Consider the following 25,540-nt stretch of genomic DNA (forward strand, 5'->3'; position numbering starts at 1 on the left):
TAAATTAGATACTTATGCGAATAAAATTTTTTGGCGAAACATGAGTCAAAATATAGGTGTAAAAAAAACATACAGAATACTTTGTGCTGATTGTCCATTTTTTTTACACTGATAAAAAAGAATACACAGGGCTGATATGAAAGAGACCACTCTCCGGAAGAAAAAAATAGTACGATCTCAATTTGCTACCTCACTATGGTTGCTTATCGGGGGGATAATTATCCTCGGCACGGTAATTACTTTTTTGACCATTCGAGGCATTGAGCAGGAGAATCGGCAGTTGGAAACATTCTATGAAGAAAAGGGTGCTTCCATCATTACTGCTCTTGAAGCCGGAACCCGTACAGATTTCCGTCATAATATGGGTGCGCTCAGGCTTCAGACATTACTTGAAGAAATGTCCACCCAGTCTGATATCCTGTTTCTTATGGCAACGGATGCTAACGGCAACATTATTGCTCATAGCAACCCTAATGCTGTTGGTTCCCGTGCATTCAGTCCGAAGCAGCTCGACGAATTACGACCCAGCAGACATGTTTCTTGGCGTATTATGGAACAAGGCAAAGAAAAGGCGTTTGTTGTCTACAGAGATTTTAGACCGTTTGCCCCGATAGACGGGAGAGCAGACATGATGCCCGGTTCTATGGGGCGGATGGCAAAAAGAATGCACAGGCAAGAACTTGGTTGTTCAAAAGAAGAACACACGTTCAGGCGTAAGCTTTTCCCTCCCAAAGGCCCTGCTCCGGTTATTTATATAGGATTGGATGAAAAGACCTTTGCGACTGCGCAAAAGATTAACAGAGAGCACGCCATGGTAAATGCTGTGTTCATACTTCTTATAGGTCTTGCCGGATTCCTCGCGTTGTCATGGGCGCAGAAGGCACGTCAATCTCGCAGACGTATGCAAACTTCCGAAGCATTGGCTAACGAAGTTATGTTCAACTTGCCGGACGGCTTGCTTGTTACTGATGGTGGCGGTCGCATTGCTATGCTTAATGATGTTGCTTTGGAGCAATTAAATCTTACTGACAGTAACGTGGTGGGCAAATCCCCTTCTGAAGCGTTACCGGAATGCGTGGCGCGTCTTGTAGAGCTTACCGGCGGCGAAGAGCTTTCTGAAGTAGAAGTAGAATGCCTTGGCGAGCGCGGGGAAGTTATCCCGATCGGCGTAAGTGGCTCTGCTGTCACGCTGGATGACGGTACTTCCATCGGATACGTTTATTTGCTGCGCGATCTTCGCGAAGTGCGCAGGCTTGAAGCAGAAGTGCGCCGTAAGGAAAAATTGGCAGCGGTCGGTTCCCTTGCAGCCGGTGTTGCTCATGAAATCCGTAATCCACTAAGTTCTATTAAAGGTTATGCAACCTACTTCGGCAGTCGTTTTGATGAAGGCTCTGAAGACAGGGAAGCAGCTAATATTATGGTGCATGAGGTAGAACGCCTTAACCGCGTTATTACTGATCTTATTAGTCTTTCACGGCCATCTGACTTGCGTCGTAGTGAGACTGATCTGAATGCGTTGATCAAACATTGTTTCGGGTTAATCAAACAGGATGCCGCATCACACAATGTGGTTCTGGATATGAAAAACGACGAAACGTTGCCGCATTTATCTGTTGATCCAGACAGGCTTTCTCAGGCCGTACTGAATATATGCCTCAACAGTCTTGAAGCGATGCCGGAAGGCGGAACTCTTGCCATGAACCTTTCCCACACGGAAGATCTGGTAACATTGACTGTTTCCGATACAGGTAAAGGTATCAGCAAAGAGGATGCTATCCGCATTTTTGAACCATATTACACAACGAAGAGTCAGGGGACAGGGCTTGGTCTGTCTATTGTTCTCAAAATTATAGAAGCACATGGCGGCACGATTCGTGTGGAATCACAGGAAGGTGCCGGTGCCCAGTTTATTATTGAAATTCCAGTGTCACCGGTAGGAGAAAACGCCTAATGAGCGCGCAAGTATTGATAGTAGATGATGATTTAGCGCATCGTTCCATGCTTAAAATCATTATTAAAGGCTGGGGCTACGATGTGGCAGAAGCCGACGATGGTGAAGTCGCTGTCGAAATGGTTCGTAATCAATCGTACGATTCTATTTTGATGGATATTCGAATGGTGAAAATGGACGGTATTACTGCCCTTGAGCTTATCAAGGAGTACAATCCCTCTATCCCGATTCTAATTATGACGGCATTTTCATCTGTAGATACTGCGGTAAAAGCATTGAAAATTGGTGCGTACGATTATCTGACAAAGCCGCTGGATTTTGATGTGCTTAAGCTTACGCTGGAGCGCATGCTCGATCACACTCGTCTTGCTTCCGAAAACAAAGAGTTGAGAAGCATTCTTGAGCCGAGCAATATGGGGATGATCGGCAATAGCGATGTCATTAAAGAACTTCGTAAGATAATTGCTACCATTGCCCCTTCAGACGCATCTGTACTCATTGCCGGTGAATCAGGAACAGGTAAGGAACTCGTTGCGAACGCTATCCACAGCGCAAGCAGTCGCGCAGAAAAGAGCTTTGTGGCCATCAACTGTGCAGCATTGAGTGAAAACTTGCTTGAATCTGAATTGTTTGGGCATGAGCGCGGTGCATTTACCGGCGCAGACAGACGACGTGAAGGGCGATTTGTTCAGGCTGACGGCGGTACGCTTTTTCTTGATGAAGTGGGTGAAATTCCTGTTTCTCTGCAACCGAAGCTGCTTCGAGCTCTGCAACAGGGCGAAGTGCAGCGCGTAGGCAGTGACACGGTAGAAAAGGTAGACGTACGTGTCATCACAGCCACAAACCGCAATCTTCCAGAAGAAGTAGAAAACGGTAATTTTAGAGAAGATCTCTATTATCGCCTCAATGTTATTGCGCTTCGGGTGCCAGCATTATGTGAACGTCCGAGTGACATTCCGCTTCTCGCAGAATTTTTCATGAAAAAATATTCAAACAAGAACCGCAAAAGCATTAAGGGACTTGCTCCACAGGCAATGGATACTCTCATCCGGTACGCATGGCCCGGAAATGTTCGTGAATTAGAAAATGTTATTGAACGCGCTGTCATCATGACTATGGGGGAGTATATCTCCACCCGTGAATTGCCGTTGTCGTTATCCGCAAAGGAAAACGAAGCACCTGTGCAGCCAGCACAAGCTACTGTATTGACAGGAATGTCTCTTGATGAGCTAGAGCGCAAAGCCATTCTCGCGACTCTGGAAGAGTGCGAGTATAACAAGAGCAAGACCGCCAGAAGATTAGGTATTACGCGGGCTACTCTGCATAATAAGCTAAAACGTTATGGATTTGAGTAGCATTTTATTTAGTATACTAGTATATACGACAAATCGTTATCTCATTTATACTATGTAATCCTTCTTATCGGCCTAGTTACATGTACATATAATACCCCACCTGCCACATAATGGGGAATTAGCTACATACGCTGTGAAGGAGAGCACAAAAAGTGGAGGCAGAATGGAACCGTTAAGCTTAACGACGTTACTAGTCTGTTTTGGTGGAGGAATACTGGGCGGCGCTCTTGGCGGGCTGCTGTCCTTCGTGCTTTGTGGTATGTTCGTTTTTACAGGCTGTCTGATCGCCCTTGCTGGCGGCGGAGACTTTATGTTTTCCGTAATCGGATTCGGTCCTGTATTCGGCCCACACGTTGGTGGCTTCGCAGCTGGTGTTGCTGCTGCTAACTATGCACAAGGCGTTCGCAAGAATCATCCTACAGGTGGAGCTAAGGATATTCTCGCATCATTAATGCCTACTTCTTGGGACGTATTATTCGTTGGTGGCGTATTCGCCGTATTTGGTTACCTTTGTAACTTCTGGCTTGCTTCTTTCATGAAAGGACAAGACACCATCGCAATTACAGTTCTTATCAGCGCATTCGTATCTCGCGCTATGTTCCTTCGTCAGAGCCCGTTTGGTAGTTCTGAATCAATCAAAAAATTCGGCCTTTTCGGCACCGATGACACCAACTTGTCATGGGTACCTTGGATGTTGCCGTTCTCCCGCATGATCATGTTTGCTATTGGTATCGGACTCGTATCCGGTGGTACTGCAATGGCAATCGGTAACTATGCAGAAGCTGCTGGTATTACATCCGGCGCTACCGTAACCGCACAGGTTGTAATCGGTTGGGCTATTGCTGCAATTACCCTCATCTCATTACAGCTTGGTACTGATACAGTTCAGCGCGTGCCAGTATGGCATTGCCAGGCTATTCTTGCCGGTATCGCATGGGTTAACTTCGGAAACCTTGGAGTTTGTGTAGCAGCAGCAGTAGCTGGTGCTCTTCTTCAGGAATTGGGCGCTCGTCTCTTCTGGAACCACGGCGACTCACACGTTGACCCACCAGCATTCGGTATTGCTGTAGGTACTTGCATTCTCAATCTTCTTGCGTAAATAATGATGAACTGTATTCGTAGTATTACAGTTCATTTTTCGTATAGTCGAACAGAGAACATGTATTAACGAGTGGCAGAGTTAATTTTAAAGGCGGCTTATCCTTCAATGGATAAGCCGCTTTTTTTTGTTTGTGAGACCATGACCCCTTGCGAAGTCAGGGAGTGGATTGTTTTGTATTCGAAGTAGGTGGTAAAAATGCATGCGTAGAGTTCTCACCCTATTGATTTCGGAGCACACTTGCCAAGATATGAACACAGCCTCAATGTCTCCTCCGTGGGCGAAACAGTGCCGTCATTAATATGATGAAAACATCACACCTGCTTAGATTGTTAAGGATATGTGAGTGGGGAAGAATGTGAAGAAAAGGGGAAAGTGGAATTAAGTTTTGGGTGAGGTATGGAGGGGAGTGTCAAAGAAAAATAAGAAAGACAATTGGTGGAAGGAACTACGGAACAAGTGGTAAAAATGCAGTCGTAGAGTTCTCATCTTATTGATTCCGGAGCATACTTTCCAAGATATGAACACAGCCCCAATGTCTCCTCCGTGGGCGAAACAGCGCCGTCATCAATATGACGAGAACACCACGCCTGTTTAGATTGTTTAGGAGATGTGATTGGGGAGGAGTGTGAAGAAGAGGAAAAGAGTGCGGGAGTGAAAACTTTGGCGGGCTAGATCTTTTGTTAAGGGAGACGTTTCTAGAAAAGAATAGAGAAATGTTTTTGGTGGAAAGTTGGATGAAGTAAAAGGCAAAAGAATAGGCGTGGGGAAAATACAAATGGATAGAGTATGAGGAAAACAGCACTCGAAGGTTTTTTAAAAAAATAAAAACGTCAGTTCATAAAAGAACTGACGTTTTGTTGTTTTGGAAAGAGACCGTAAAGCCGAAACTGGCAGCTGAAAAACAAGCTTTGTCGCTAATTCGTAGTCAAGAGGACGTCCTCTTGCGGGTCGAGGGCAGCGCCAGTCAACCGTTAACGAGTCCGCGAGTATTACGGGAACAAGTGCCCTCGGGGTGAGCCCCGTCGCCGAAGGCATCAAGATAATGAATAAGAAATAATAAATATTAGGTACGGACGTTGCGTTTAGCGTCTGGCCGCGACGGTTTGTCTTTCGATTTGTTGTTTCGCGGCGTTGAAGCAAGCTTAACGATATTTCGTCCGGCTCCTTTGGCTTTGTAGAGGGCCTTGTCTGCGAGTTTTATTACTTCCATAGGAGATTGTGACCCGTCTGTGCGTTCGGCGATCCCAATGGATATTGTGACGTTTACAGAGCCCTTGCGAGTATTACGTTTTTTAGGTGCACGCTTGCCGCTACGGATATGGAAATCTGTTGTGGCAATTCGTTGGCGTAATTCATCAAGATGTGAGTGAACTTCTGCTGCGATACCTTTTGGAAAGATAATGGTGAACTCTTCGCCACCGTAACGGTATGCCCTGCCGCCACCGGAAACTCTTGAAAGATGCCCGGCAACCATGCGCAAAACATCATCACCGATGTCGTGCCCGTAGGTATCGTTAAATTTTTTGAAGTGGTCGATGTCTACCATCGCCAACGCGTATTTTCTGCCGAGTTTTTTAAAATCTGCATTCAAAGCTCTGCGCGATGGCAGATCTGTCAGTTCGTCCACGTACGCCATGAAGTATGAATCTTGAAATAAGGAAAGCGTAATGATGAGCGCTGCTGCCATGAAGAACAGAGAACTTGCGTTGGGAGTCGCCACATAGTGATAGCCCGCAATAACGGCAATGCAGCTTGTAATAAGCGTTACGTATGTGCTGTCTCGCTTACCTTTATTAAGACTCATAAATATGAGCAGAAGGAACAATACGGTGCCGGTAACAATGAGCACTATTTGTGGAATAAACGTCCAATTGCTTGCCCATACAGGGAGAACGTCAATGCGATCTAAAAGCAGTACGCGTTCCTGAAGCCATGCGATAAGTCCGCTTTGTTGTGCAGGCGCAAGCATGGCGGCAACCATTGCAGCCTGAAGAACGATGAATGCTCCCGAAATGGAGCCCCACAACGTAAGAACGCCTCGATCTTCACAATAGGCGAAGATAACCAGATTTATAGGTAACAGCAGCGCAGAAAGGCCGTAGGCCAGACGCAAGCGCATGCCGGTACTGCTCATACCGGGAAGATATAGGGTAATAAACCAGCAGCAAAGTGCTATCAGCAGCAAAAGAAAAACGGCTCTGCTTCGTTTAAATTGCCAAGCCATAGCAGCGCCGCTAATGGCAAGAACAAACGGTAAAGCAGGCATAATTGGAAGAACTGATTGCGGAATGAAGTGCTGATTCATTACGATAAAGAACGTTCCCACAAGGCATGTAATAGGCAGGAACAAAGAGAGGACCAAACTGGTGAGTGCTCTCATATTAACCTCGTAACTTTGCTATCATCTTTAATTCCAACCCTCTCTAACCCACCTCATAGCCTGAAGTGTCCTGCTGAGCAACCCCGCGTGACGCCTTGCCCAGATACGGCCAACAGGGTATCTGTTGAGGCACAATTTTTACTCACAGAATACGTTTCTCAATGCTTTCTGCTCGAAAAAATAGAATTTTTCAGTGTAGAGAAGTTTTTAGCAGGTATGGTAAACCGGAAGATTCTCGGTTTATCAGTATCCTGCCCCCCAATTCTTTTATCGGCGTGTTGAGGCGTTTTCTAAACCCCATAGAGAGTATTTAATGGAACGTCATATTCGTTTTTCTGATGAAGACTCAGCTCTTGTGTTGCTCGACCAACGGTATCTGCCAGCGTGTGAAGAAGATTACTACTGCCATACTGTAGGAAATATTATCTATGCATTGCAGACAATGGTTGTACGCGGAGCGCCTGCAATCGGTGTTACAGCAGCATACGGTTGCTGGATTGCGGCAAAAGAAGTTGCAGGTAACGAGAATTGGAAAAAAGAGCTCGAAGTTAAGCTCGAAGAGATTGCAGAAGCACGACCAACAGCCGTGAATTTACGCTGGGGTGTGGAACGCATGAAAGCATTATGGGTATCTTCACAAGCAGAAACTCTTGAGGCACTCATGGAGCTTTGGCTTGAAGAAGCAAAGGTTATCCACAAAGAAGATATTGAAATTTGTAAGCTCATCGGTGTGCATGGCGCAACCGTCATTGATGACGGTGACACCATTATGACCCATTGCAACGCAGGGGCTCTTGCAACTGCTGGGTACGGTACAGCGCTCGGTGTTGTTCGTGGTGCTGTAGACGCTGGTAAGAAAGATATTTCAGTCATTGCGAACGAAACCCGTCCGTTCCTTCAAGGGGCTCGTTTAACAGCCTATGAGTTGAAAGAAGACGGTATTCCGGTTTCTGTTGCATGTGACAATGCTTGCGGCCTTCTCATGCGTCGCGGCATGGTAAACAAGGTGGTTGTAGGTGCAGACCGTGTTGCCGCAAACGGTGATGCTGTGAACAAGATTGGCACCTATTCAGTTGCCCTCCTTGCAAAAGCGCACAATATTCCTTTCTATGTGGCAGCGCCGTTGTCCACCATTGACAGAAACATGCCGGACGGTGATTCCACACCGATTGAAGATCGTACGCCGCGTGAGGTTACTCATGTAGGTGAAACGCAGATTACACCGAACGATGTGCCAGTGTTCAACTTTGCGTTCGACCCGACTCCAAACGAGTTGATCGCCGGTATCGTAACCGAAGTAGGCGTGCTGCGCCCTCCGTTTACAGAGTCTATAAAGAAAGCTTTTGCAGAACAGGGTAAGTAATCTTGTTTTAGCTGGAGGGTAGATGCCTCTGGCGGCGCTTGTCAGCGGGACTTCAAGAACCTGTTTCACTGTCGCTATCCGTAATCTCTCATTTTTTGAGAACGGCTACCGCTTTGCAAAAGGTTCTTAAAAATCTCCAAAAACTTTTATTATGCGAAGTAAGCCCGTAGCTAATGTTCTCACGCGGCTTTATTCGACTGGCTTGAGTAGCAAAAAAGGCTGTCCTTCATATGAAGGGTAGCCTTTTTATATTTCAATGAAAGGTAATGGGCATAAGCCGTGAGGTTGCAAAAAGAACTGATTCAACCCGCCGTTAAGAGTGGTGAAAATGTCAGCAGCTTTTTGAGAGGCTCTTTTTCAAAGCGGCAGTTGGTTTTTTGAAGAATGAGAGATTACGGATAGCGACAGTGTAACAGGGGGCAGGACGCGGAGGCAAAGCAGGAATTGACAAGTGTTGCAGGCAAGGGGGCGGTTAATAAGAGTCAGAAGTGTTGGTTCTCTTGGCTTGTGAATCTTGAACAGCAGGCGCAAAAAAAGCCGTATTTGCTTTCGCGAATACGGCTTATATATGCATGGTGGGTCGTACTGGGCTCGAACCAGTGACTCTCTGCTTAAAAGGCAGATACTCTACCAACTGAGTTAACGACCCGTTCGGAGATGTGAATTATAGACTCCGTGTAATCTTGTCAAACACTTTTTTAAGAAAAGATACATTTTCTTAACGAGCTATAGGTCTCACCTCTTGCACTGAAAAAAGCCGTATTCGCTTTAGCAAATACGGCTTATGTATTCATGGTGGGTCGTACTGGGCTCGAACCAGTGACTCTCTGCTTAAAAGGCAGATACTCTACCAACTGAGTTAACGACCCTCTTGAGGAAAAAGTTTTTATAGGCTTCGCGTCCTCATGTCAAATGTTTTTCTAAGAAAAAATTTAACTACGATGTGCCTGACTCAAACGGGGGCGAATAAATTAGACCGGAACCGAAATTCCGGTCTTTAAATTCTATGGTGGGTCGTACTGGGCTCGAACCAGTGACTCTCTGCTTAAAAGGCAGATACTCTACCAACTGAGTTAACGACCCGTTTGAGGAGTGCAGTTCTATAGTTGAGCACTCAGATTGTCAAATACTTTTTCGAAAAAAAGTGATTTTTTTATTTAGTCGCCATATCAGGGGTGATTATTTCGATACCACCCATGTAAGGACGTAATGCTTCAGGGATTACAATGGAACCATCTTCTTGCTGATAGTTCTCGATAATCGCGATCATTGTACGGCCGGTAGGTAGTCCAGAACCGTTCAATGTGTGCACAAACTCAGGTTTTTTAGCGCCTTTGCGTTTGAACTTGAGGTTTGCACGGCGAGCCTGAAAATCTTCACAGTTGGAGCAGGAAGAAACCTCACGGTACTTATCCTGACCCGGTAACCATACTTCGATGTCGTAGGTTTTTGCAGCAGAGAAGCCAGTGTCGCCAGTACACAAGGTGATTACACGGTAGTGCAGACCAAGGCGCTGAAGGATGTTTTCTGCATGCTGACGCATTTTTTCCAGATCTTCGTAAGAAGTGTCTGGGTTTGCGTAACGAACCATTTCAACTTTTGTGAACTGGTGCATACGGAAAAGGCCTTTGGTGTCTTTACCATAACTACCGGCTTCAGAACGGAAACACTGAGTCTGCGCAGTATATGCACGTGGCAGGTCGCTTTCTTCCAGCATTTCACCCGCGTGCATGTTAGTCAAAGGCACTTCAGCAGTCGGGATGAGGTAGTAGTCTTTATGACTTAAACGGAAAAGATCTTCTTCAAATTTTGGTAACTGGCCAGTGCCAGTCATGGTAGCGCTGTTAACGATAGCAGGCGGGAACACTTCAGTGTAGCCGTGTTCAATTGTCTGCATGTCGAGGAACAGGTTGATAAGAGCGCGTTCTAAGCGAGCAGCCCAGCCCCATAATACTGCAAAGCGGGAGCCGGTAAGTTTAGCAGCGCGCTCAAAATCAAGGCCGCCCATAGTCTCTGCAATCTCCCAATGTTCTTTAGGAGTGAAGGACATGGTCGGCTTTGTGCCCCATTTGTGCAGCTCAACGTTTTCGTCTTCGCTTACGCCAACAGGAACACTTTCGTGTGGTATATTAGGAACAGCAATAAGCCATTCGTTCATTTCGGTTATGATAGTATCCGTTTCAGCATCAAGCTCTTTGATTTTATCGGACAGTGAACCGAGGCGGGAAATAAACTCAGATGCATCTTCGCCTGCGCGTTTCATCTTAGCTACTTCACCGGATGCTTTGTTGCGTTCGCTTTTAAGAGACTCAAGCTCTACAAGCAATTCTCTGCGACGCTTATCAATAGTAGTGAATTCTTCAACGTTAATAGAAGAGTTTCGCTTAGCCAAAGCGTCAGCTACAACTTGCGGATTTTTCTGTAAAAGTTTGAGATCGAGCATTGAAATGCGGCTCCTTGAAATTTTGTACGATTTGTTAGCATAGCCGCAGGAAAATATGGCGTCAACTTAGATAAATTGACGCCATCATTTTGTAACCTGAAGTTGTCCCATTCTACAGTGGTAGAATGCAGCTTTTTATGAATCGAATATTTCTGGATGAATCTCTTGCAGATAATCCATAAGGCGAGGGTATTCGAAATCTTCCACCATTTCACGCTGGTCACCGTGGGTATAATAACCAACCCAGACAGTTTCCAGAAGTGAACTTGGGCATCCGTTTTGATGTTCATTCATAACCCAAACGCGAACATCAAGCCCTTTGTACTGTGTTTGAAGCGTAAAAGCAGTGCTGCCTGTCGGGGTAAGCGCAATCGCATATCCAAGCGCCAGCATAACTCTTTGAATATCGTTCTGCACTTCTTCCTGAATAGGAACGTGCTGAATTTTTTTCTTAAACGATTCTGAAAGAAGAGACTGCATTTCCGTTTTTTTACGAGTAGTACGAGATGGTTCTGCCATGACTGTGTCCTTTGTTATTCCTGCACAGCAGGGACGAAGTAAACATAAACAAAGTAGCTGAATCATTACAAATATGCGTAAACAGCCTGTGTGTGTCAATGAACATTGAGTAAGTTTGTACATACGGAAAAACAGAATTTGTTGGGAATGCACGGGGGCTGTGCACTGCTGGAGTTTCTTTGTGGAGTTATTTTTTTGAAAAAAACGATAAATTGATGTCATTTTGCATCATCAATGAGAAAATGCATACGTTATCAAAGATAAAGGCCATACAGTTTTGTATGACCTTTATTTGATATCAATTTGTGTAAGCAGCGCGTTGTAAGCAGTGTGAACGCTAGTGTGTATAGATAGGTGTGAGACGGTTTATGTGCGCTTGTCTTTCAAGTATCGACCAAGAGCCTGCTCTGCACTTTTATTCATGTTTAAAAACTCAATACCAATAACTGAGATGTCATTTTTGACAGTTGTCCAGATTACTCGCGAGACAACGCGAATTTGATACGGCATATTGCACGTAAGAAGATTGTTCTTCAGCAGTTTTTTCTCGAATCCGGGGAGCTCAATGCTTACTTGTTGTACGCTTCCTTTTGGAATTATCGAGTCCACCTCTAGCATCGCGCCCTTGGAGGTTATGTCTATACATTCTGCCTTAAAAGACGGCTGGCAGGACATAGGGAAGACAAACTCAGCTATGGATGCAGTAAACGGGTGGGTGTAACGTGGCATTGCCCGGCGTTCTTGATAATGAGCCTCTTCTGGCATGATGCAATCGTCCCATAATGATTAAAGGGGTTGGGTGCGCCGTATAGTTTGGCCTCTATACATTGGATATAGAAGCTCTAAAGAGTACTTGCGTGGAAATATCACAGCAATCAAGTATAGATGCTATTATAAGATGTTAATTATTCTAGTTAAGTATAGTTACCTTGCCAGACTATTTTGAATGTTGTACCCACTCAGCAACATGCTGTAACTATCTTGAAAACTGTAGCTGACGACTCTGCACATGCGTTATCTTGCTTCAGAATACATGGTTACTTGTTGCAGACATGTTTTTTTTACATATTACAAATGCAAATATACTAAAAATTTTAAATAGATATAGAGGAAGAAGTCATGTCAAAATGTTCTTGCGGTTCCGATCTTGAGTTTTCTGCGTGTTGTGAGCCTATTATTACTGGTAAAGCGCACGCTCCTACTGCGGAAGCACTTATGCGCTCCCGTTACACCGCACACGCAATTGGTAGCTACGAATACCTCGGTACTTCCATTCACCCAGATATGCGTGGTGATCTTTCCGTAGAAGAAATTAAAGAATGGTCTGAAAAGATTTCTTGGACAGGTCTTGATATCCTCGGCACCAAAGATGGTGGCGAAAACGATATTACCGGCGAAGTTGAGTTTGTTGCTAACTACAAACTCGGCGGCGTACCGCAGGAAATGCACGAGCACAGCTTCTTCCGTAAAGAAGGCGACGACTGGTACTACGTAGAAGGTATGGTTCAGAATCACGACACATTCCGTCGCGAAGCTCCAAAAGTGGGCCGTAACGAAGCTTGCCCTTGTGGTTCTGGCAAAAAATACAAAAAATGCTGTGGTAAGAACTAAGTTTCGTACCTTTCAATGAGATGTCTCCGACGGCGCTTGCCAGCGGGGCTTTAAGAACCTGTTTCACTGTCGCTATCCGTAATCTCTCATTCTTTGAGAACGGCTACCGCTTTGCAAAAGGTTCTTAAAAATCTCCAAAAACTTTTATTATGCGAAGAAAGCCCGTTGAAAAATTTTTCACGCGGCTTAATTCCACTGACTTGAATAGTGAAAAAAGGGCTGTCCTACATAAATAGGACAGCCCTTTTTTAATTACCTATTGCACATTGATTACCCATTTACGCGTAACAAAATTTAAGGTGGAGCATTACGAAAGGTAATGAAGCATAAGCCGCGAGGTTGCATAAAAAACATGCTAATCTCGCAGGTAAAAGTCTTTGGAGATTCCTAAGAACCTTTCTACAGAAAGGTTCTTAGGCCGCCGGAGGCAAAAAAAATACCCAACTAAAAAAGGCTGCTCTTCGTATGAAGAGCAGCCTTTTTAAATGCGTTTTACTTAGTGCTAGTAGGATTCGTCAGAATCAAGCACTTCGTCATCTACAACGTGCATGAGCAGTTTTACAGCCCAGAGTTGGTAGAGAAGAACAAGCGGGATAATCACAGCCACAACGCCGAGCATGATCTGCAGGGTGAGGGTACTGGATGCACCGTTGAATATTGTTACAGATGCTGCCGGATCAAGACTGGAAGGCAGCAGTTTCGGGAACATGCCGATGATACCGAACATGATCACAAAGAAGATGGAGATAGCGTTGCTGATCCATGCGAGGTGGTTGCGACCACCGGCAAGGAAGATGCGAACCATAAGCAGCGCAGTTACGCCGATTGCAGGAACAACAAGCAACATGCCGTTTTTCTGGTAGTTTGCGAACAGATCAGTGTAGAAGCCGGTAGCTGCGAGGAATGCAACAGCCAGAGCTACAGTGAACGGCCATAATCTTTTTGCATAGAGAACAGCGCGGTCGTGGATTTCACCATCTGATTTCATGGAAAGCCACATTGAGCCGTGCATTGCAAAGTTGATTACAAAGAACACACCACCGATGAGGCCGTAGACGTTGAGCAGTTTAGGAATGCTGCCGAAGTATACGCCGTCTGCATCGAAAGGAATGCCCTGGAAGATGTTGGCAAAAGCTACACCGAAAAGCAGAGCTGGTATAAAGTTACCGAGGAACTGGAATACGTCCCACATTTTACGCCAACCGTCGGAATCGACTTTGTTACGGAACTCAAAACTTGCTGCACGCATGATGAGTGCAAACAGGATAATGAGAAGCGGTGCGTAAAGTGCGCTGAACATGATGGCGTATGCTCTCGGGAATGCAGCAAAGGTGATACCACCAGCTGCAATCAGCCATACTTCGTTACCATCCCAGAAAGGTGCCACTGCATTATACAGAACACGCTTCTCGCGCTCACTTTTAGCAAAGAACGGGAATATGGTTCCGAGTCCCAGATCGTACCCGTCTAATACGAAGTAGACGGCCCAGAGGACTCCCCATAATAAAAACCAAATAAGTTCAAGAGTCATATAAAAACCTCTCTATTGATTGCGTAGGATTTGTCCTGCCAGTCTATTTAGGGCCTTTTATTGCGTATTTCCTTAGCAGGTAGATATCCAGCACACCAAGGAATGTATAAATCACGGTAAAGGCAACAATAGACCAGACAACCATTGAGGCTTCAATAGGCGAAGCCGCATCCGAGGTTCGAAGCATTTTATATACAATCCAAGGCTGACGACCAACTTCAGTTACAGCCCAACCGAGCATGATGCCGATGTATGGAAGCGGGATAAGCCAAGGAAGTACTTTAAGAACAAGCGTTTTTTCTTCAATTTTCTTGCGCCAGAAGAACAAGGCGATACCAAGAATCGGGAAGAAGGAACCTAAACCGACCATCAAGCGGAAGCTGATGAAAACAGGCAGAACCGGTGGACGATCTTCTTTAGGAATATCGTTCAGGCCGATAACTTCTGCATTCGGATTGTTGTATGCAAGAATAGACAGGGCATCAGGAATTGGCAGAGCCTGAATCATGTTACCGGTGTTGTCAGCGTTAGGCCAAGTCAACAGGTACATAGGAACGTTGGAGCTGGTTTCCCAGTGGGATTCCATAGCAGCCAGTTTTGCAGGCTGGTATTTAGCTGCAATCTGTCCCTGATGGTGACCAGCTGCTGCTGTCGCCAAAGAGAAGATGAGGAAGAATACAGAAGCCATTTTGAAAGAGCTTTTGAATAATTCCACTTCGTTTTTGCGAACAAGATGCCATGCGGAAATACCGATTACGAAAAGACCGCCAACCATCCATGAAGAGGCTACGGTGTGGGCAAATTCGCCGAATCCGTAAGGGTTTGTGATAACAGCAATAAAATCATCAAGCTGTGGTTTGCCGTTAACCATTTTGAAGCCGATTGGATTCTGCATGAACGCGTTCGCCATGATAATCCAGAAAGCGGACATGTTGGAAGCGAGCGCAACAAGCCAGATACACATAAGGTGAACTTTCTTGGAGACTTTTTTCCAACCAAAGAACCATACAGCAATAAAGGTAGATTCCAGGAAGAAAGAGGTACTCGCTTCAATGGCGAGCAAGGAGCCGAAAATATCACCTACGTACTCAGAGTAGCGTGACCAGTTCGTACCGAACTGGAATTCAAGAGTAATACCTGTAACAACTCCAAGGGTGAAGTTGATGATAAACAGTTTACCCCAGAACTTAACCATGCGCTTGTACATCTCATTACCGGTGCGCACATACATGGTTTCCATGATGGCAAGCAGTACAGACAGTCCAAGCGTTAACGGTACGAAAATAAAATGGAAGAATACAGTTACTGCAAACTGAATTCTGGACAGCATTACTACGTCCATACATTAACCCCCTTCGGCTACGTCCTGTCAGAGCAGGTAACGGACGCCAAGGTTTCGCAAAAATGTTGAATATTTTTAACAGGACACACACATTGTCCTGTCAGTCACTCAGTAATGGTAATCAATACTAAAAATGTTGTTTTGGCAACCCAAAATCGCATTTCCGCCAATAAAGAGAACTGATTGTTGCTCCTATTTAACACTTTCTTGTAGAATTAGGTAACGAAAAAAATACGATACGCTTATTTTTGTGTTCAGGTGTAAAATTTAATTATTGTTTGATGACAAAGCCCCATAAGAGTTCCTTTTGTAAGGGGTTACATCAAAAACGCATATTCTCTAACGAGTGTTGTGTGATGCGTTTAAGATCTTCTTCTGGGTGCGTGTGCATAGTTGCCAATAGATGAGCATTGAGTGCCAGTATTCGCATGTAAGCTGATAATGCAAATCTGAGTACAGTATACGTATCGGATAATACTTTTTTCCTCATAATATTAACAGGTAAAAAGGTACATTTGAGCAAAAAGCAATAGAAAAGCCCCTACCTGAATGAGCGGTCAGGAAGGGGCTTTTCATTTTTCGTCTACGAAGCTGCAGAATGAATATGGTACCCGTCTGTTCAGGTACGATGTCTGTTCTGCTGGCTGAGTTTTAGTGGCAGAAGGGGTAAGCCACTAGCCTTTGCATTCAGCCGGATGGATAGTTAGGACAGGAGTATTGGAGTGTTTCACCACCCGGTTTGCAACAGAGCCGAAAAGTACGCGTTCAACACCCTTGCGGCAGTGTGTTCCCATAATAACCATGTCGTAGTCATCTGTATCGGTCATTTCCAGAATCAAATCCTGAGGCTGACCGCGGCGTAGTTTGATGGATACGTCCATGCTTGCCAACTGGTCTTCGGCAAGTTTTTCAAGTTCATTTAGGGCGCGCTGTTTAGAATCTGCTTTAAGTTTTTCTACAACGTCATCGGTAAGATAGACATCATAGAAACGATCCAGAGGCGGACGGGCATATAGCAGAGTAATTTTTGCATCAAGTTTCTCTGCCATAAGTTTTGCATATTCAACAAAAAAGTCATTGTCTTCCATTACATCAACAGGAACGAGGATATTTTTGATAGTACGCATAATGACCTCCAAAGGATGTTTAAAAATCGGGGATGAGTTACATACCGACTCGAAAATACGTCTTGTATGCATTGTATAGTTTATGCCCCGATAGTGTGCATTGTCGGGAGATAACAAGCCGTGTGACGTGATTTCGTTGTCGTTAATAGTAATCAATACCAAAAATGATTCTAATGCAACCAGAAATCTACAAAAAACAAAAATTTCTTATAGTCCTTTGATAGTACAACAATTCCCCTATTGGCAAAGTTTTTTGCCGATAGGGGAATTAATTATTTTAAACAGCTGGTTACATATCCGGTCTAACCGTAAGAACTGGGATGTCTGACTGTTTTACTACGTGGTTGGCGACAGAGCCGAACATTATTCTATCCATACCTTTGCGGCTATGGGTACCCATAATAATAAGGTCGAAGCCACCTTCTTTGGCAACACCAAGGACAACGTCCTGTGGGTGACCATTGGCAAGGCGTTGTTCTGCGCCCATACCAGCAAAATGCTTCTCAACAAATTGCTTCAGTTCACGTATTGCACCCTGTTCTGATTCTTCATGAAATTTTGCAATGGTATCTTGCGGGAGGTAGAGTCCAAAATATTGGGTTAATGGCGGTGTGGCATAGACCACAGTTATTTTGGAATTAAGTCTTTCCGCAAAAAGTTTTGCATATGCTGCAATAAATGAGCTGTCTTCCATAAGGTCAACAGCAACAAGGATGTGCTTGATTGTCCGCATACCTTCCTCCGGCGCGTAAAATGTATTTAATGACGTGAAAAGGTGTTTGGCTCATTCTAACATAGGGAGCACAGGTGTATAGTCTTTTCATGATCACCTGAGAACATTTTCGCGTGTCAGGATGAAAGAATAATGAAGTGAAGAGGGGCGATACGGATTTGTGACTAGATTGCTTGCAAAGTAAGCCAGGCGAGCACGGCGTAGCGGGAAAATTTTCCCATGAGGACAAGCAGGAGAAAGAAGGAAAAGCGAACACGGGCGATGCCGCCGACAAGGCAGAGAGGATCTCCAATGACAGGCAGCCATGAAAGAAGCAGCGACCACTGTCCCCATTTAGAGTAGTAGTGATGTGCTTTTGCTTGTGAAGCTTCATCCATGCGTAAAATTCGATGGATAAGATACGCGCCGCCCCAGATGCCGATTGCATAGGTGGTACATGCGCCGAGTGTATTTCCGGCAGTCGCAACAAGTACAGATGATGTTGGATCAAAAGCACCGGCAATCATGGCGACAAGCAACCACTCGGAACCGAGAGGAAGTACTGTTGCAGCAAGGAAGCTGAGAAGGAATAGAGCAGGATATCCCAGCTCTGGAGTGAAAAAGTCTGTCATGGGTGTGGCACTGTTTCAAAAAGAACGTTGATCGTCAAATTGAACAGGTTTGGATGATATGACCTGCAAAACCAAGAGAGGCTCTGTAATCATGATGATTACAGAGCCTCTGCAAGGAAATATTCGTGGAACATTCAGGCTATCTGACATTATTCCCGCCGTTCAAGCGCAATCGCAGCGGGCAGCCAGATAGAAAAAGGAAGTTTAGGTAAACTGGTACCGGATGTGAAATGAGCGTTGGCAGTTACTCACAATTTCACAGTGTTAGAGGATACCACATGTGCTTTTTGATAAGCTACTTTTTATATAGCAACTGTGATGCCAACTTTATCAAAAAGAGCTTATTTTTTATAAAAGGCACAATACCAAGGCTTTGCCGAGGGTGGGTTATAATAGTGCACACTCATATAGGTTGCAAAAAAGCATCACTAGCAAGTGCTTAGTTTTTACTTGATGTTGCAAAAATAAAACACTGGAAGGAAGTCCTTTAATATCAAGGGCTAAAGTGGGGTGAGAAAAATGGTTAAAAGTCGACAATGTCTCTTTTTTGCAACATTGCGGTAAAAGAGTAACAAATACAGTTAGAAAGAAGAGTACTGCTATATGATCGGGACATCGGGTGCCTGTGATGCTGGTCTCAGCATTGCGCATTCTGCCGTTCTACCGTCCACTTTAATAGTGATTGGAGACTCAAACCGTATGTGCGTTATAAATTGCCCTTTGTGGTGTACCGGCATGTTCGCCAGCCATTCCCAATGGATAAATTCCTCATTGGAGTTGGTTACCATAACGTAGTTAATGCCCAGTGTTGTGATGCAATGGAAGAAATGCGAGCCCTGAGACGGCTCAACCCGTAGGTTCTCCGTAAAAGTTTCCACAATGGCGGATACGCCGGAAATATCGTTCCACGTGACCGGAACACCCAGCCAGCGGTCGGATGTTCCCCAACGGCCGGGGCCGATAAGGATGTATTTGCGTTCATCGCGAAGCATTTGCTTATTGCATTCTAGAAGTTCCTGTTTAATCTCCATAGTTTTTGCCACATCAAAATCATCTGGATGAATAAAGAGTATGTCATATACATCGTTACTTTCCGCATTACCCAGCGCATGTTTTGAATAACAGAAGGAAGCAGCGAGTTCTTGTTTGGTTATATTCACTGTGGAGAGCCCAGACAGTGAGCTCATTGGGCGTAGTTGAAGCAAGGCAAACTCAGCATTGGAGCCGTCCATGTCCATATTCACACAGAATTCAAGCTCAACGGGGCCGCCCATTGCCTCTTCAGCCATTTCAAGCAGATCCTTCAGCATTTCCGGTAGCGGGAAGAGTCCGTGATTCAGCACCTGTGCAAAGAGCAGAACTTTGGAACTGCCTGGAATAGAAGCTGTATCCCGAATAATTCCTTCTTGCGGCAGGTAGCTGCTTGAAAGATATGAAATTGGCCCGTTAGGTTCTGCGTTGTAGATTCTGCGTTGCACTAGAGCGCCCTCTTGCTCTTTTGCCTTAGGCGCAAGGGCAGGATCTCCCATGTAAAGGCTGTAGAATGTGCTTTGTGAGTTCTTAAGCAGCTCCTGCATATTGGCAGCTTGCGGTTGAACATGAGGACATTTAGGGCAGAATCGGAACACCTGCCCGCCGTCCATGACGGTTTTACCAAGCCCCATAGCAATAGACGCGATTCCGTCGTCTGTTTTCATCCTGCCAAACGGATAGAAGTTTTTAGACTGAGCTACGCCGGAAATTGCCGGATAGAAATAGTCGTCAAAGCGCCTACCGATAACTTCCTGAATAATAACACCCATTTTTTCTTCATCAGTACGGAGCTTTACTCTTCGTGAAAAAGACTTCGGAGACTGAAAAAACGTCGATGCGTAGACTTTCTTCACGGCTGTTGAAAGCTCTGCGTAACGTACCTCAATGTCTGGATGCGTATTGGTGAGCATAACCGTGGAGTATAAGCCTGCATACGCCTGATACTGAGCATCTTCGAGTAAACTTGAAGATCGTACAGCAAGTGGTGTTTCCACTTTCTCTAAGAAAATTCTGAGCTTTCCTTGCAACCAGTCGGGAAGTTTTGCCTTGAGACAGATTTCTACAACTTCCTCGTCTTTAAAATCTTCATCTGCCAAGTAACCAAGATCATTCAGGCGCAGAAAGCTATCAAATCCTTCAGTGGCAATGCTTAATACTTTGGGGGGAACAATATCGATGTTCGGGTATTTTTTGTTCAACCAACTGCTTTGTTCAATAAGGCGGAACATAAAGGCAAGACTGCGCGCCTTGCCGCCGATGGAGCCTTCGCCAATTTTTAAGAAATCTGTCTTTGGATCAAAGTCGTTTTCTTTAAAGCTTACAACAATGCCCCGCTGGCGTTGGTGGAGTCTTAGGCGAATTTGATCGATAACGAATGTTCGCATTGTTTCAACGCTGTTTCCGAAGTCCGCCGCTGTAAGAGGACGCATGACACAGGCCAGCTCTGTTTCTGTACGGGCAAAAAACCAACGGGAAAAATCGTTGTTCAAGCAGTGTGTAAGAAAAACATCATCCGGAACTTGTTCCAGCTTTAGTTTGAGTTGGTACATCGTGTGGGCACGATCTATTTCCATTCCATTATTGCTGCGGAATATGAAATCGCCGAAGCCAAGATGCTCACTGACAAATCTGTGTAGTTCTGCCAGCAAAAGAGGTGAATTTTTATCTATAAATTCGCAGGGGATTTCCTGTGCGAACCATCTATTAACTGATTCACTGCTGGAGAGCAGAAGCGGAATATCTTTGCGCTCCTGTTTAATCTGAGACAGCAGCGTAACACCTGCTGACGGGTCAACCATTCCATTTCGTGGATAACGGACGTCAGAGATGACACCAAGCACGTATTGTTCGTATTTGTGGAAGTACTCCATTGCTTCTTCAAACGTTTCAGCAACAAGAATTTTTGGTCGTGCACGCATGACCAGCAGCCTGTGTTCCTGATTAAGCCCTTCCTGAATGACGGATTGTGCTTGCTGAACCAATGCCCGGTAAAGAATAGGAAGAAAGGATGAAATGTAGCTTGGGGAATCTTCTACAAGAATAATATTACGGATGCCCGCTTCCTGCGTGTCCGCTTCGAGGTTCAGTTTGTCCTCTGTCAGTTTGACGATAGCCATTAAAAGCTCTGCATCACCTGTCCAGAAAAAGCAGTGATCCAGATTTTTACGCTTGAGGCGTGCGCTCTCTTTAATTTCTCTGTGCGTGAGTACAACAACCGGCAGGTCTGGAACAAAAGTATCGATACGTTGTTTCAAATTGATAAGTTCCGGCTCTGCAAGTCCGGACATAAGTATGACCATGTCTACCGGACGCGCTTCCAGAGTTGCTGGAATTTCTTCCGGCGCGGAAATCCACGTAAGACGCGGTGGCGAGCTTAAGTTCAAGCCACGGTATTCGGTCGCAAGGCGTTCAGAAAGATTGCAGTCTTCTTCCATAACCCATGCATCGTACGGAGAAGAAACGAGAAGGATGTGCTTAACTTTCACGCGCATGAGATCGTGATATACAGTAAATTTATTTTCAGCCGTAATTCTGTGACAGAAATCAGAAAGTGCCATAGTGCCCCGCTCGTTTGTGGGTGATTTGGGATTTTCTGTGAGAAGAATGAACCTCCGCAGTGTCAGCACGGTATCTATTTGGACGCTACATGAATAAAGAGTAGTGCCGTGTTATATTGCGCTGCTGCATCGAAAAAGAGGTATCGTCCTTTAATCTGTAGCACCTGCAAGCTCTTAGAGCAATGAATGACCGCAGTGAAAGGGCGTATCGCTTGGTTGAAGAATGAACCTGCTCAGGGGCTGAAAAGTGTAACAGCCTTCGATTTATACAAAAAAAGGGCACACATGAAATCATGTATGCCCTTTATGGATCTATATATCACGCGCACATGGCACGGAATTGTCTGTAATGATGCTACACAACACCCTGATCAATCATGGCGTCTGCAACTTTGGTAAAGCCGGCAATGTTTGCACCGTTCACGTAGTTACGAGGGGTGCCGTAGTATTCAGCGGTATCCAGACAACGTTTGTGGATGTTTTTCATGATCATGCGGAGACGATCATCCACTTCTTCACGGCTCCAGCTAAGACGCATGGAGTTCTGTGACATTTCAAGACCGGAAACAGATACGCCACCGGCGTTTGCTGCTTTACCCGGGCCGTACATAATTTTTTCTGCAATAAAGAGCTCAATACCTTCAGGCATGGTCGGCATGTTTGCACCTTCAGAAACAACATTAACGCCGTTGGCTACCAGATTAGCAGCATCGGTTGCGTTAATTTCATTCTGCGTAGCACAAGGGAATGCGCAATCTGCTTTGTGGTCCCAAAGCGGGTTGAAGTCTGCTGTAGGATCAACAGGTACGTACACTGCTTCAGGGTACTCTTCAGCGTATTCGCTTACGCGGCCGAAACGTACGTTTTTGAGTTCTTTGATGAATGCGAGTTTTTCTTTATCCACGCCTTTTTCATCGTAAATGTAGCCTGAGGAATCAGAGAAAGTTACTGGAATGCTGCCAAGTTCAATGAGTTTTTCCATTGAGTACTGTGCAACGTTACCGGAACCGGAAACAAGGCTGCGTGTGTCTTTAAGGGTACGACCATCAACAGCAAGCATTTCAGCAGCAAAGTAAACTGCGCCGTAGCCTGTTGCTTCCGGACGAACAAGGCTTCCGCCCCAGTCTAGCCCTTTACCGGTTAATACGCCGGTAAATTCGTTACGGATACGTTTGTACTGGCCAAACATGAAGCCGATTTCACGAGCGCCTACGCCGATATCACCTGCTGGTACGTCAGTGTTAGGGCCGATATGACGGGAGAGCTCTGTCATAAAGCTCTGGCAAAAACGCATGATTTCCATGTTACTTTTGCCTTTAGGGTCAAAGTCGGAACCACCTTTACCGCCGCCCATAGGAAGGCTGGTGAGTGCGTTTTTAAAAACTTGTTCAAAAGCGAGAAACTTGAGAATACCGAGGTTTACGGAAGGGTGAAAACGTAAACCGCCCTTGTACGGGCCGATGGCACTGTTCATTTCAATACGGAACCCGCGGTTAACCCGAACGTTACTATCATCGTCAACCCAAGGAACACGGAACATAATAACGCGTTCAGGTTCAACAATACGTTCAAGAATATTCGCGCTGCGGTAATGTGGGTTACGATCAAGGACAGGCTTGATAGAATCTACAACTTCAGTCACCGCTTGATGAAATTCACGCTCATTAGGATCTCTGCTTTTAATAAGGTCGAGAATATCCATTGTCGGACTCCTTAGCGCTGCAATAATATGCAGCAAAAAACAAAGTTAAATTCATGTACAGAATAGTGGCGCCATACTGCACTTTTTTTTGTATTGTTGGAATACAAAGGCCAAAAATAGAGTAAACTGGACAAACTTGCTTTTTATCTTAATTCGTATTTAATATAAAAAGTTCCAGTTTTTACTATTAGACAGTGACAAATTTGTGAAACAAGTCGCTCTGTTATGGAGCGGAATCAATAAAAAACAGAGAAATACAATGCTAAAAATTATTATGAACGTCCTCTGGTTGTTTCTTGGAGGAATAGGAATGGCTTTGGGATGGTTTATTGCCGGACTAATCATGATTATTTCCATTATCGGCATTCCCTGGGCGCGTTCCTGTTTTGTGATCGGGATGTTTACCTTGTGGCCATTCGGAAAAGACGTTGTGAACAGAGTAGATGTTACCGGTGAGCACGACATTGGAACTGGCTGTCTTGGACTAGTTGGTAACATTATCTGGTTCATTTTCGGCGGCCTCTGGCTTGCACTTGGGCATCTGTTTTTCGCACTGCTCAACTTTATTACCATAATTGGCATTCCGTTCGGCTTCCAGCATCTCAAGCTTGCAGTAATTTGCCTTGCACCTATCGGAAAAACCGTTGTTGATGATCCGAATTCATTGCTTAATCGTTAAAATGATATATTTCAATTTTTTTACGAATGATTGATTATCTGTCATTTTGATTTACAAACAAAAAAGGCTGGAACGTAGTTCCGGCCTTTTTTTATTTATGTATTCCGAGCAGTGGTTTTTTTTGCCTTCGGCGAGTAGGCGGGGTTCACCCCCTACACCCCCACAAGGGGACGCGTCCCCTTGACCCCTATTAGGGTTCTCTTCTTTTTTACTATTCTAAAAAATTTTTCTTTCGATAAAAACTCTTACAAAGCCCACCCTTAACAGGGGTTAAGGGGAGATATCCCCTTGCGGGGGTGCAGGGGGCGGAGCCCGCCTGCCCGTCGGAGACGACAATTCAGCTTTATTAAGTTGTTTCTCTTCAACAAATACGCTGAGCAGTATGCCAGCGATAAGCGCTGTTACTGGTGCGACCATGAGCAGCCCGATGCTTCCTATGAGGATTCTAAAAATTTCTGCTGCGACCAGCTTCATGTTTACTATGCGGGTAAAGCTTGTTCCTTGCGAAACAAACACCATGAGCATGGTTAGGTAGCCACCTGAGTAGGCAAGTAGCAGAGTTGTTGCCATGGTTCCGATGACCATACGCCCGACGTTGAAACCGGACTGGATGAGGTCGCGCATTTCAATGTCTGGACGTTTGATCTTAATTTCATTCATGGAAACACTGACGTCCATGGCAATATCCATGGCTGCGCCGGATGCGCCGAGTAGGACGGCTGAATAGAAAATATGCTGTAGATTAAGACCGAAGTTGCCCTGCATGAGTAATGTTTGGGCGAATGGCGCGGTCATGCCGCCCAGATGAAGTTTTTCACCGAAAAAGAGTGTCAGCCCGAGTGTTACACCAAGTCCGCTCACAGTGCCGAGAAAGGCTGCAACGCCGTGGCGGGTTACCCCTGCAACTGTAAGGATGATGACCATTGAGAGCAGAACTAGAACGCTTAAACTTAGCGGAAGCGGATCTGCACCGTTAAGAAGGTTCGGGATGTAGTAGCACCAGAGTAGTCCAAGTGACGCCACAAAAGAAAATAGCGCCTTGAGACCGATAAACTGTGAATAGAGAACAAGGGCAACAGCAAATAGCGCAAAGAGAGCAAGCTCCCAGTTCTGGCGGTACATGTTGATTGCTTTGGCGTAGGTGACTTGCTGGTTGTCTATTTGGATGGCGAGTAAAATTTTGTCTCCAGCGGAATATATTTCATCCATATCCAGCTGACCGTTAAGGTGGTTGATTGCTGAAACCTGCTCCCCCTTCCATGTTCCTTCTCCCAACACCACGAGCGCTGTCTGAATCCCTACTGCACCGGCTCCAGCTTGCATTACTTCGCTGTTATCTACCGAAATAACTGTTCCGGAGAGTTCATGCACATTGTCGGATGTCTTTGCTTTCATCCAGTTATGACCGGTGAAAAACAAAAGAAAGGCAATCCCCAAGATGAGTATTGTTTCTACCGCTAGTTTGAGCTTCGACATGACATCTCTCCAGCATATAAAGTGG

18 protein-coding genes and 3 tRNA genes are annotated in these 25,540 nt (G+C 45.2%); 6 read left to right on the forward strand and 15 right to left on the reverse strand.

Going from position 1 to position 25,540, the window contains the following annotated elements:
* Positions 1–136 precede the first annotated feature (136 nt).
* From ACZ5V1_RS14820 to ACZ5V1_RS14830, 3 genes are all read left to right on the forward strand, one after another.
* Positions 137–1,951, forward strand: a complete 1,815-nt coding sequence (locus ACZ5V1_RS14820; RefSeq protein ID WP_464389490.1) for an ATP-binding protein — start codon at positions 137–139, stop codon at positions 1,949–1,951.
* Positions 1,951–3,306 (forward strand): sigma-54-dependent transcriptional regulator, encoded by a 1,356-nt coding sequence (locus tag ACZ5V1_RS14825; protein ID WP_464389491.1) that lies wholly within the window; start codon positions 1,951–1,953, stop codon positions 3,304–3,306. Before ACZ5V1_RS14820 ends, ACZ5V1_RS14825 begins: the two co-directional genes overlap by 1 nt.
* Positions 3,307–3,469: 163 nt before the next feature.
* Positions 3,470–4,405: a DUF7973 family transport facilitator gene (locus ACZ5V1_RS14830; protein ID WP_160716234.1), complete on the forward strand. Its 936-nt coding sequence runs from the start codon at positions 3,470–3,472 to the stop codon at positions 4,403–4,405.
* A gap of 1,066 nt (positions 4,406–5,471) precedes the next feature.
* Here ACZ5V1_RS14830 and ACZ5V1_RS14835 read toward each other — a convergent pair.
* A complete protein-coding gene (locus ACZ5V1_RS14835; RefSeq protein ID WP_464389492.1) occupies positions 5,472–6,788 on the reverse strand; it encodes a GGDEF domain-containing protein in 1,317 nt (438 codons plus the stop codon).
* Positions 6,789–7,101: 313 nt separating this feature from the next.
* Here ACZ5V1_RS14835 and mtnA point away from each other — a divergent pair, with 313 nt between their 5' ends.
* Complete coding sequence (mtnA, locus tag ACZ5V1_RS14840; RefSeq protein WP_464389493.1) at positions 7,102–8,151, forward strand: S-methyl-5-thioribose-1-phosphate isomerase; 1,050 nt, start codon at positions 7,102–7,104, stop codon at positions 8,149–8,151.
* A gap of 573 nt (positions 8,152–8,724) precedes the next feature.
* On the opposite strand, the gene ACZ5V1_RS14845 is transcribed toward mtnA, so the two are convergent.
* The 6 genes from ACZ5V1_RS14845 to ACZ5V1_RS14870 all read right to left on the reverse strand — a co-directional run bounded on the left by ACZ5V1_RS14845 (position 8,725) and on the right by ACZ5V1_RS14870 (position 11,878).
* A tRNA-Lys gene (locus ACZ5V1_RS14845) sits at positions 8,725–8,800 on the reverse strand.
* Between the two features lie 144 nt (positions 8,801–8,944).
* Positions 8,945–9,020 (reverse strand) — tRNA-Lys (locus tag ACZ5V1_RS14850).
* 138 nt (positions 9,021–9,158) lie between these two features.
* Positions 9,159–9,234 (reverse strand) — tRNA-Lys (locus ACZ5V1_RS14855).
* 70 nt (positions 9,235–9,304) lie between these two features.
* The gene (gene serS / locus ACZ5V1_RS14860) at positions 9,305–10,594 is read right to left on the reverse strand and encodes a serine--tRNA ligase (RefSeq protein WP_464389494.1); all 1,290 of its coding nucleotides are present in this window, start codon (positions 10,592–10,594) and stop codon (positions 9,305–9,307) included.
* A 135-nt stretch (positions 10,595–10,729) separates the two neighbouring features.
* The gene (locus ACZ5V1_RS14865; protein WP_464389495.1) at positions 10,730–11,113 is read right to left on the reverse strand and encodes a hypothetical protein; all 384 of its coding nucleotides are present in this window, start codon (positions 11,111–11,113) and stop codon (positions 10,730–10,732) included.
* A 366-nt stretch (positions 11,114–11,479) separates the two neighbouring features.
* Entirely contained in the window at positions 11,480–11,878 is a 399-nt protein-coding gene (locus ACZ5V1_RS14870; RefSeq protein ID WP_464389496.1) for a PilZ domain-containing protein, read from the reverse strand.
* Between the two features lie 354 nt (positions 11,879–12,232).
* On the opposite strand from ACZ5V1_RS14870, the gene ACZ5V1_RS14875 reads away from it, so the two are divergent.
* Positions 12,233–12,724 (forward strand): YchJ family metal-binding protein, encoded by a 492-nt coding sequence (locus ACZ5V1_RS14875; protein ID WP_464389497.1) that lies wholly within the window; start codon positions 12,233–12,235, stop codon positions 12,722–12,724.
* A 502-nt stretch (positions 12,725–13,226) separates the two neighbouring features.
* On the opposite strand, the gene cydB is transcribed toward ACZ5V1_RS14875, so the two are convergent.
* The 7 genes from cydB to gdhA all read right to left on the reverse strand — a co-directional run bounded on the left by cydB (position 13,227) and on the right by gdhA (position 23,360).
* Positions 13,227–14,255 (reverse strand): cytochrome d ubiquinol oxidase subunit II, encoded by a 1,029-nt coding sequence (gene cydB, locus ACZ5V1_RS14880; RefSeq protein ID WP_464389498.1) that lies wholly within the window; start codon positions 14,253–14,255, stop codon positions 13,227–13,229.
* 43 nt (positions 14,256–14,298) lie between these two features.
* A complete protein-coding gene (locus ACZ5V1_RS14885) occupies positions 14,299–15,597 on the reverse strand; it encodes a cytochrome ubiquinol oxidase subunit I (RefSeq protein ID WP_464389499.1) in 1,299 nt (432 codons plus the stop codon).
* 674 nt (positions 15,598–16,271) lie between these two features.
* Positions 16,272–16,724, reverse strand: a complete 453-nt coding sequence (locus ACZ5V1_RS14890; protein ID WP_464389500.1) for a universal stress protein — start codon at positions 16,722–16,724, stop codon at positions 16,272–16,274.
* A gap of 289 nt (positions 16,725–17,013) precedes the next feature.
* Positions 17,014–17,457: a universal stress protein gene (locus tag ACZ5V1_RS14895; RefSeq protein WP_464389501.1), complete on the reverse strand. Its 444-nt coding sequence runs from the start codon at positions 17,455–17,457 to the stop codon at positions 17,014–17,016.
* Between the two features lie 164 nt (positions 17,458–17,621).
* On the reverse strand, positions 17,622–18,068 hold the full coding sequence (locus ACZ5V1_RS14900) for a YqaA family protein (protein WP_464389502.1): 447 nt from the start codon (positions 18,066–18,068) through the stop codon (positions 17,622–17,624).
* A gap of 599 nt (positions 18,069–18,667) precedes the next feature.
* On the reverse strand, positions 18,668–21,658 hold the full coding sequence (locus tag ACZ5V1_RS14905) for a PEP/pyruvate-binding domain-containing protein (RefSeq protein WP_464389503.1): 2,991 nt from the start codon (positions 21,656–21,658) through the stop codon (positions 18,668–18,670).
* A 355-nt stretch (positions 21,659–22,013) separates the two neighbouring features.
* Positions 22,014–23,360 (reverse strand): NADP-specific glutamate dehydrogenase, encoded by a 1,347-nt coding sequence (gene gdhA, locus ACZ5V1_RS14910; RefSeq protein ID WP_464389504.1) that lies wholly within the window; start codon positions 23,358–23,360, stop codon positions 22,014–22,016.
* A gap of 259 nt (positions 23,361–23,619) precedes the next feature.
* On the opposite strand from gdhA, the gene ACZ5V1_RS14915 reads away from it, so the two are divergent.
* Positions 23,620–24,039: a YccF domain-containing protein gene (locus ACZ5V1_RS14915; protein ID WP_464389505.1), complete on the forward strand. Its 420-nt coding sequence runs from the start codon at positions 23,620–23,622 to the stop codon at positions 24,037–24,039.
* 270 nt (positions 24,040–24,309) lie between these two features.
* Here ACZ5V1_RS14915 and ACZ5V1_RS14920 read toward each other — a convergent pair whose 3' ends face one another.
* Positions 24,310–25,515 (reverse strand): YibE/F family protein, encoded by a 1,206-nt coding sequence (locus ACZ5V1_RS14920; protein ID WP_464389506.1) that lies wholly within the window; start codon positions 25,513–25,515, stop codon positions 24,310–24,312.
* Between the last annotated feature and the right edge of the window lie 25 nt (positions 25,516–25,540).

Source organism: Halodesulfovibrio oceani subsp. galateae (genome assembly GCF_055397225.1).